Origin of the sequence: Ruoffia sp. FAM 24228, assembly GCF_045528575.1 — a bacterium.
GTDB classification, from domain to species: Bacteria; Bacillota; Bacilli; order Lactobacillales; family Aerococcaceae; genus Ruoffia; species Ruoffia halotolerans.
On the sequence record NZ_JBGQQZ010000080.1, the window covers coordinates 1 to 9,619 of the forward strand.

Annotated in this window: 9 protein-coding genes; 7 read left to right on the forward strand and 2 right to left on the reverse strand. The window is 36.2% G+C overall.

Translation table 11 applies throughout. From position 1 onward, the window contains the following. Positions 1–163 precede the first annotated feature (163 nt). The 7 genes from ACEN33_RS11030 to pip all read left to right on the forward strand — a co-directional run bounded on the left by ACEN33_RS11030 (position 164) and on the right by pip (position 8,384). On the forward strand, positions 164–1,861 hold the full coding sequence (locus tag ACEN33_RS11030; protein WP_407090191.1) for an ABC transporter ATP-binding protein: 1,698 nt from the start codon (positions 164–166) through the stop codon (positions 1,859–1,861). 84 nt (positions 1,862–1,945) lie between these two features. Beyond that, positions 1,946–3,838 (forward strand): ABC-F family ATP-binding cassette domain-containing protein, encoded by a 1,893-nt coding sequence (locus tag ACEN33_RS11035; protein WP_407090190.1) that lies wholly within the window; start codon positions 1,946–1,948, stop codon positions 3,836–3,838. 16 nt (positions 3,839–3,854) lie between these two features. Further along, positions 3,855–4,799, forward strand: a complete 945-nt coding sequence (locus ACEN33_RS11040; protein ID WP_407090189.1) for a thymidylate synthase — start codon at positions 3,855–3,857, stop codon at positions 4,797–4,799. Between the two features lie 12 nt (positions 4,800–4,811). Further along, positions 4,812–5,312 (forward strand): dihydrofolate reductase, encoded by a 501-nt coding sequence (locus ACEN33_RS11045; RefSeq protein WP_407095109.1) that lies wholly within the window; start codon positions 4,812–4,814, stop codon positions 5,310–5,312. Continuing rightward, positions 5,312–6,610: an adenylosuccinate lyase gene (gene purB, locus ACEN33_RS11050; RefSeq protein WP_407090187.1), complete on the forward strand. Its 1,299-nt coding sequence runs from the start codon at positions 5,312–5,314 to the stop codon at positions 6,608–6,610. The genes ACEN33_RS11045 and purB overlap by 1 nt, the downstream gene beginning before the upstream one ends. A 15-nt stretch (positions 6,611–6,625) precedes the next feature. Continuing rightward, positions 6,626–7,432: a pyrroline-5-carboxylate reductase gene (gene proC / locus ACEN33_RS11055; protein WP_407090186.1), complete on the forward strand. Its 807-nt coding sequence runs from the start codon at positions 6,626–6,628 to the stop codon at positions 7,430–7,432. 13 nt (positions 7,433–7,445) lie between these two features. Further along, on the forward strand, positions 7,446–8,384 hold the full coding sequence (gene pip / locus ACEN33_RS11060; RefSeq protein ID WP_407090185.1) for a prolyl aminopeptidase: 939 nt from the start codon (positions 7,446–7,448) through the stop codon (positions 8,382–8,384). A 40-nt stretch (positions 8,385–8,424) separates the two neighbouring features. On the opposite strand, the gene ACEN33_RS11065 is transcribed toward pip, so the two are convergent. Both ACEN33_RS11065 and ACEN33_RS11070 read right to left on the reverse strand, forming a co-directional pair. Next, the gene (locus tag ACEN33_RS11065; protein WP_407090184.1) at positions 8,425–9,069 is read right to left on the reverse strand and encodes a hemolysin III family protein; all 645 of its coding nucleotides are present in this window, start codon (positions 9,067–9,069) and stop codon (positions 8,425–8,427) included. Between the two features lie 105 nt (positions 9,070–9,174). Then, positions 9,175–9,348 carry a hypothetical protein gene (locus ACEN33_RS11070; RefSeq protein ID WP_407090183.1) on the reverse strand — a complete coding sequence of 58 codons (174 nt, stop codon included), beginning with the start codon at positions 9,346–9,348 and terminating at the stop codon, positions 9,175–9,177. Positions 9,349–9,619: the final 271 nt, after the last annotated feature.

Consider the following 9,619-nt stretch of genomic DNA (forward strand, 5'->3'; position numbering starts at 1 on the left):
CCAAGTGAATTCTCCTTTTAGTAATGTATGGTAACTTTATTATATAGGAATTCACTGGCTTTTGTGTACATACAAAAAAAGGTGTCAGTGAGATTTCTCTCACCAACACCAAAAATTCAAGAACCCACAAATGGCTGTTTTAGTTGTCTAGCTTAATTTTACAATCGGCGTTCCATATAAAAAATTATTTGCAATCGATTTTATTTGTGCTGTTATTTCAGCTATCTTAGAATTATTCTTTCCGATTGCCGTGAATATGGTGATTGATCAAATATTGCCACAAGGAAATTTACGTCATATTGTCATGTTCTCAGTATTATTATTTGCTTTATATTTATTTAATACGACTATGAATTATATAGTCGTATATATCGGCCATGTCTTTGGGAGCCATATTGAGACAGACATGCGCAAAGAGTTGTTTGAGCATTTTCAAAAGCAATCGTATGCGTATTTTGACAAGATGAAGACTGGGGACTTAATGAGTCGTATTACAACGGATTTGTTCGAAATTAGTGAATTAGCTCACCACGGACCCGAAGATGTTTTTATAACGATTATGACTTTAGTTGGAGCGTTTCTGTTAATGTTAAATGTACATGTCCCATTAGCATTAATGACTGTCGCCTTAATTCCTATCTTAGGTGTTATACTGGGGCTGTTTAGCCGTTATATGGTTAATATTAATGTGAGTATTAAACAAAACTTGGGCCGGTTTAACGCTGGAATTCAAAACTCAATTAGTGGGATGAGAGTAGTTAAAGCTTTTGCTAATGAGACATACGAGAATAATATTTTCGCTGATTTAGCAGAGAAATACCGATTAGCAATGGTTAGATTTTATAATTCTATGGCAACGAGTTCTTCGTTTAATTATATTGTCATGCGTTTAATCAATCTGTTTGCCTTGCTGGCGGGTTCTTATTATACAATTGTAGGTGAACTAACAATTGGTGAGCTCGTTGGATATATTCTACTTTCGAATGTATTTATTCGTCCACTTGAGAGAATTAATGCGATGTTAGAAGTTTATCCAAAAGGTTATGCTGGTTTTGTGAGATTACAAGAAGAATTGAATAAAGAACCAGATATTCTCGATAGCCCCAATGCAGTTGAAGCTCCTAAGTTTGAAGGGAATATTCGCTATGATAATGTTTCTTTCGGTTATAAAAAAGAAAAACCCGTCCTAGAAAATGTAACGATTGATATTAAAGCTGGTCAAACTGTTGCTTTTGTAGGACCATCAGGCGCTGGTAAAACGACGTTAGTAAATTTATTACCTCGATTCTATGAAATTACCGGCGGCAAAATAACGATTGATGGGGTAGATATTCAGGATGTGACAATGCGTTCATTACGGAAACAAATTGGTATTGTCCAACAGGATGTCTTTTTATTTGATGGGACGATTAAAGAGAACGTACTGTATGGTCGCTTGGATGCAACTGATGAAGAGGTTAAAGCAGCCATTGATTCAGCTAAATTACGAGAAGTGATTTCAAATTTACCAGATGGGGTTGATACTCAGATTGGTGAAAGAGGTGTTTCGCTTTCAGGGGGGCAGAAACAGCGCTTATCAATTGCTAGAATCTTCTTAAAAAATCCAAAAATTCTTATTTTAGATGAAGCTACAAGTGCTTTAGATACTGCTACTGAACGATTTATCCAAACTTCACTCGATGAATTGTCACAAGGACGAACATCACTCGTCATTGCCCACCGATTAGCAACAATTACAAATGCAGATCGCATCATCGTTGTAACGCCTGAGGGAATAATGGAGGATGGAACACATGAGGAATTATTAGAGTTAGGCAATATTTATGCTGACTTATATCGTAGTCAATTTGGAGGGATGTAATTATACCCAGGGACCTAATCGTTCCTGGATTTTTTTCAGTCTATTCTATGTTATAATATAGTGAATTTAGCGAGGAGTTTTGATATGAAAGAATTAAAAATCACAAATTTACATAAAACTTACGGAACAAAAACTTTACTAGGTGGAGTTGACTTATCGATTCGCACAGGGGACCGAATTGGTTTAATCGGACCTAATGGGACAGGAAAAAGCTCACTATTAAAGGTGATTGCTAATATTGATACATATGACGAAGGTGAGATACTCAAACCTAATGATTATCGCATAGGCTATTTAGATCAACATCCAGAATTGGATTTAGAAAAGACGATATTAGAAACAGTCTATGATAGTCCAGCACCCCAAATTCAAAAGTTATTACGCTATGAAAAAGCACGCTTAGATTTGGAAAATGATCCTGAGAATCCGACCAATTTCGACCGCTTCACTAAGATGAGTGATGAAATGAATTTAAATAATGGTTGGGAAATTGAAGTGAATGCCAAAACAATCTTAAGTCAGCTTGGCCTGAATGATTTAAGTCGTCTCGTATCTACATGTTCAGGTGGGGAACGTAAACGTATTGGGATTGCTCAAGTGCTAATATCTGAACCTGATTTATTAATCTTAGATGAGCCAACAAACCATTTAGACATATCATCGATTCAATGGTTAGAGAAATATTTAGCTACTTATAAAGGAGCTCTATTACTCGTAACGCATGATCGCTACTTCCTAGAGCGTTCAGTTAACAAAATTGTAGAACTAAACTTTGGGCAATTGAGAGAATATTCTGGGAATTATCAAGACTATTTAACTAAACGAAGCGAAGAAGCAGCCAATAACGAAAGAATGCAAGAGAAACAAAACCGCTTATTCCAACAAGAACTTAGTTGGATGCGCAAGGGTGCCAAAGCAAGAACTACTAAACAACAGGCGCGTATCAATCGTTTTGAAGATTTAAAAGGTTCAATCGAATCACGAAATCAAGCAGATGAAGCGATTGATTTTAACTTTGATCAACAAAGAATCGGCCAAAGAATTATGGATTTAGAAAATGTCACTGTTGAGATTGGTGATAAGACTGTTATTGAAGACTTTACGAAAAGCTTTATCAAAGGTGAACGCCTAGGTATTATTGGTGAGAATGGTATCGGAAAATCAACATTCTTAAACACCTTAGCTGGATTACATCCTATTAAAAGTGGTGTGTATGAAATTGGTCAAACTGTTAAGATGGCTTACTACCGTCAATTGGATCAAGACTTACCTGGTGAGATGCGCGTTCTAAAGTATTTAACACAAATTGCAGACGAATTTCAAACGGATGGAGGACAATCTGTTTCAGCAGCATCAATGTTAGAGCAGTTTAACTTCCCTAGAGTGACTCACGGTACTCAAATTAAATATCTTTCAGGTGGTGAGCGCCGACGTTTATATTTACTGACATTATTAATTCAAGAACCAAACGTATTGTTCTTAGATGAGCCAACCAATGATTTAGATATTGAAACACTCACGGTGCTAGAAGATTACTTGGATTCCTTTGTCGGAGTCGTAATTATCGTATCCCATGACCGTTACTTCATTGATAAAACGGTGGATCAATTATTAGACATTCAAGGCGAAGGTAAATTTAAGTTAATTTACGGGAATTATAGTGATTATTTAAATACACAAAGTAAGGCACCCGCTCAAGCTGAGAAGACAGTAAGTAATGATGCACCGAAAAAAGACAACGAAAAAGTAAAGACTGAGAAAAAACGCATGTCTTATAATGAGAAAAAAGAATGGGCGACAATCGAAAAAGATATCGCAGAAATTGAAACAGAAATTGAAACAACTCAAGCAGAAATGGCTACACAAGGCAGTGATGCATATAGATTAATGGAATTACAAGAAAAGGTAGAAAGTCTAGAGTTAGCTTTACTAGAGTATTACGAACGTTATGAGTACTTAAGTGAACTTTCATTATAGGAAGGATAATTATAGAATGACAACTCAATATCAAGATTTAGTAAGAAAAGTATTAAACGAAGGAACAAAAAAAGAGGACCGGACAGGTGTTGGAACTTTGAGCATATTTGGGCATCAAATGCGCTTTAATCTTCAAAAAGGCTTTCCTTTATTGACATCTAAACGCGTACCATTTGGCCTAATTAAATCAGAATTACTTTGGTTTCTACGTGGAGATACAAATATACGCTACCTATTAGAAAACAATAACCATATATGGGACGAATGGGCTTTTAAAAATTATATTGAAAGTGATGCGTATGAAGGACCAGATATGACTGACTTCGGTAGACGTGCCTTAGTCGACGAAACTTTTAAAGTTCAATACGATGAAGAAATGACTAAATTTCAAAATGAAATACTTACGAATGATGACTTTAGTGAACGATTTGGTCACTTAGGGGATGTTTATGGTAAACAATGGCGAGCATGGCAATTACGTAATGGTGACACTCTTGATCAAATTAAAATAGTCATTGACCAAATTAAAACAAATCCCGATTCAAGACGTCACATTGTTTCCGCTTGGAACCCAGAAGATGTTCCTTCAATGGCTTTACCACCTTGTCATACCTTATTCCAGTTTTATGTGGCAGATGGCAAATTAAGTTGTCAATTATATCAAAGAAGTGGCGATATCTTTTTAGGTATACCATTTAATATCGCGAGTTATGCATTATTAACGCATTTGATTGCACGTGAAACAGGTTTAGAGGTCGGAGATTTTGTTCATACAATTGGTGATGCTCACATTTATTCAAATCACCTTGAACAAGCTAAACTGTTATTAGAAAGAGATGTTAGACCGTTACCTCAACTCGTAATTCAAAGTGAAGCAAAATTGGATAAAATTGAAAGTAATGAGATTAAAGTAGAGAATTACAATCCGCATCCTTCAATAAAAGCACCGATCGCAGTTTAAGGAAGTGAAATGATGATAACATTTGTATTTGCACAAGATTTAAATGGTGGGATTGGATATAAAAACGACCTACCGTGGAATTTGCCTAATGATTTAAAATTCTTTAAAGATACGACCATGGGACACACAATGTTAATGGGGCGTCGAACGTTTGAATCTATGAATAGACGACTACTACCGGGTCGAAAAACGGTTGTATTAACAACCGATACAACATATGGACAAGATGTTCCAGAGCTAACCGTCGTTCATACGATTGAAGACGTATTGGCTTTGTCAGAAGACCGTAACTTAATGGTTATTGGTGGAGCTAAAGTTTTCTTAGATTTAATTGATTATGCGGATCGAGTGGTAAGAACAGTTATCGAGGATAAATTTTTGAATGATGTTGTCATGCCAGAGATTGATGAAGAGAACTGGGAATTAACAAAAGTCGTTCGGGGCGAAACAGACGAAAAAAATATTCATAAACACCGCTATGAATGGTGGCAACGTAAGGAAGAGGGTAAATAATGACAATTGAACGTTATACAAGACCAGAAATGAAAAATATTTGGTCACTTGAGAAGAAATACGAAACATGGTTAGAAGTTGAGATTGAAGCATGCCAAGCTTGGGCAAACTTAGATGAGATTCCACAAGAAGATGTAGACAAGATTAAACAAAATGCGAGCTTTACTGTTGAGCGAATCTTAGAAATTGAAGAAGAAACGCGTCATGATGTTGTAGCATTTACTCGTTGTGTGAGTGAAAGCTTAGGTGATGAAAGTAAATGGATTCATTACGGTTTAACAAGTACAGATGTGGTCGATACAGCATACGGCTTCCAATTAAAACAAGTCAATGACATATTAAGAAAAGATATTCAACGCATCATCGATGTTGTTGGTAAAAAAGCTAAAGAACACAAATACACCATTCAAATGGGAAGAACCCATGGTGTTCATGCGGAACCAACAACTTTCGGCTTGAAATTAGCTGGATTTTACTCTGAGTTAAAACGTAATCAAAAGCGTTTTGAAGAAGCGGCGAAAGATGTTGAAGCAGGGAAAATGAGTGGTGCAGTCGGATCATTTGCCAATACACCTCCTGAAGTTGAAGCTTACGTCTGTGAACAATTAGGTATCCGTGCTCAAGATATTTCAACCCAAGTATTGCCACGTGATTTAAATGCACATTACGTTGCGGTTATGGCGTTAATTGGGACAAGTATCGAACGATTTGCGACTGAAATTAGAGGACTACAAAAAACTGAAACACGTGAAGTGGAAGAATACTTTGCTGCAGGACAAAAAGGTTCATCAGCAATGCCTCACAAACGTAATCCGATTGGTAGTGAGAATGTGACTGGTTTAGCAAGAGTAATGCGTGGATACATTACACCCGCATACGAAAATGTCTCACTATGGCATGAACGTGATATTTCACACTCTTCAGCAGAGCGAATTATCTTACCAGATATAACAACTTTACTAAATTACCAAATCAATCGTTTCGCGAATATCATTGAGAAATTAACTGTCTTACCTGAGAACATGGAACAAAACATGGCAAAAACATACGGCTTAATTTATTCACAACGTGTCATGTTATCATTAATCGATGCAGGTCTAACACGTGAAGCAGCCTATGATTTAGTTCAACCACTGACTAAGATTGCTTGGGATGAATCAAAATCCTTTGAAGAATTAGTTAAAGAAAATAAAACTATCAATCAAAAACTATCAAAAGATGAGGTCAATAACTTATTTGATCCTTCATATCATTTAACACAAGTAGATGCTATATTCAAACGTGTGGGACTAGACTAAAGAAAGAGGGATAACATGCCAACAATTGGAATGATCGGCGTTGGTAATATGGGGTCTGCGATTGCAAAAGCAATACTTAAAGCAGGGTACTCGATGATATTACATAACCGCACACAAGAGAAATTAGCCGTCTTAGCTGAACAAGTTGGCGCAGACGTTGTCGGATCAGAATCATTGGATGAATTAATCAATGAATCAGACATCATCTTTATTGGGGTGAAACCAAATCAATTTGGAACGATCTTTGAACAACTCGATGATTTAGTCATTGAATCTAAACCAAAAACTTGGGTGAGTATGGCTGCGGGGTTATCAATCGCGCAACTAGAAACTTTTACACCCGCTTCTCATAAATGGATTCGTACCATGCCAAATACGCCAGTCGAAATTGGCGAAGGGTATATTGCATATTGTACATCAGAAAATACTGACGTTGAAAAAATAACTCTTTTTGAAAAAAGTCTACAGTACGCAGGTATCGTCGAAGCGATACCAGAATCACTTTTTAATGCTGTAACTGGTTTAGCCGGGTCGAGCCCAGCCTTCATATATCAACTGATAGAGGCGATGAGCGACGTTGGAGCAGAACATGGTCTCTCACGTGAACAAAGTCGTAAAATGGCGTCACAGGCTGTAAAAGGCGCTTCTAGCATGGTTATAGAGACGGGTATGCATCCAGGCGAACTGAAAGATAAAGTAACTAGCCCAAATGGCACGACAATTGCGGGTGTTGTTGCGCTTGAACATGCTGGATTTAAATCAGCGATTAACAAAGGCGTAACAGCAGCTATTAAAAAATCTATTCAAATGAGTAAGAAATAGAGGGAGAAAAAATATGACACTTGGTTACTTAAATACACCAGTAAATGAGAGCTATCATATTGATGTCACTGATGGTCATTCTTTATATGTTGAAGAATGTGGGAATCCAGAAGGTATTCCAGTAGTATTTCTACATGGTGGTCCTGGGGGAGCTATTAGTGAGAAATCACGTCGTTTTTTTAACCCAGAGAAATACCGGATTATTTTATTTGATCAAAGAGGGACAGGACGCAGCAAACCCTTTTTATCACTTGAGAATAATACGGTTGATGCGAGTGTCGAGGACTTAGAAGTCATTCGTCTCCATTGTCACATTGACTCGTGGATTGTCTTTGGTGGAAGTTACGGTTCAACATTAGCCTTAGCATACGCTATTAAATATCAAGAAAAAGTGAAGCATCTTGTTTTGCGAGGAATATTCTTAGGCCGACAAGCGGATATTGATTGGTTGTTTAAGTTTGGTGCAAGTGAGTTTTATCCTGCTGAATTTGAACAATATAAATCATTTATCGCAGAAGATAAACAAAGTGATTTAATCAGTGCCTATTATGATCTTATGACTCAAGGTAGTAAAGAAGAGCGAGAGGCAGCTGCCCAACAATGGAATATTTGGGAATCTAGTCTAGTGTTACATAAGCCAGTCAAACAAGAAGTGTCTCTAGTTAAACCAGGGGATTTATCACTTGGCTTATTAGAAGCCCATTACTTCAAACACCACATGTTTTGGGATGATGATAATTATTTGCCGAATCATATTTCAGTCTTAAAAGATATCCCAATTCATATTGTCCATGGACGGTATGATGTTGATTGTCGAGTGAGTGGGGCGTTTGAGTTACAACAACAGTTACCACATGCTTCATTAGAAATTATTGAAGAAGCAGGACACTCCCCCTTTGAAGATAATATGATGAGTGCTCTCCTTAACATTATGGATACTTTAGCAAAATAAAAACATCCATTCGTTTCAGCCGAAACGGATGGATGTTTCTTTATACATAAAATAATACGCTGATGTACATGAAGAAAGCACCAGCCATAACAAACAAGTGCCAAATAATATGCATCCACTTGTTATTTTTCATACTATAGAAGATTGTTCCTAAGGAATAAACAATACCACCAATTGCGAGTAGAGCGATACCTGTAATTTCGATGGTTTGTAGAAGTGGATAGATGATTGTGACACCTAACCAACCTAATCCTAAGTACATAAAAGTACTTAAGCGTGGAAACTTATTAATATGGAAAAGTTCAAAAAAGATTCCAATCAATGCTAAGCCCCAAACTAAAATTAAGAAAAATAGTCCTAATCGTCCACCTACACCAATAACTACGTAAGGTGTATATGTACCAGCAATCAAAATATAAATTGCGCTGTGATCTAATCGTTGAAAAAAATCTTTGAATTTTGTAAAACTTAAACTATGGTAAAGGGTAGAATTCAGAAAAAGTATGACTAAACTTGCGCCGTAAACGACATAAGCGAATATAGCAGTGGGTGAAGATACATCAATTCCTTTAATGATAAGTAAGATTAGCCCTACGATACTAAGAATCGTACCAATACCGTGAGTCAATGCGTTCAATACTTCAACTAATATTGCTTTACCTTTCGATTGAGATTTATTATCCATTTACTCACCTTCCAAGTAATTTTAATTCTACTTTAATTATACCAAATAGAAAGCAATAAACATAACTTTCAACTAGTAAATAGTTTAATAAATCTTTACAGCAGATTATTTGCGTTCTATTTTCCAGTCATACTCAGCGAGTTGACCAAATAATTCAGGTTTTTCAGCGAAGTTTTCCATAGCCATATCGATTAATTCGTAATCTAGTAAATCACCAGAATATTCGAATTCAAACTCAACTTTCCCAGTAAATGTAACATGCACAACGGCTTTTCCCATTATTATTCTCCTTCATGGTAACATAAGATAAAATTAATTATAGATATGAAAAAGACAAAGTCAATCTGATATATAAAAACATTTGTAATTAGTTAAAAACTAAGATATAACTAATAGAATGATAAGTTTTGTTTTGATTATTTAGGGAGTGTCAATAATTATGTGTAAATGAAGTACTCCTTCTATAAAATCGATTTATTAATTTGTTAATCTTTCAAACATTTTTTCTAGCTCTGCTTCAGCTTGTTGGAAGCCGCGGTGAATCCGTGTC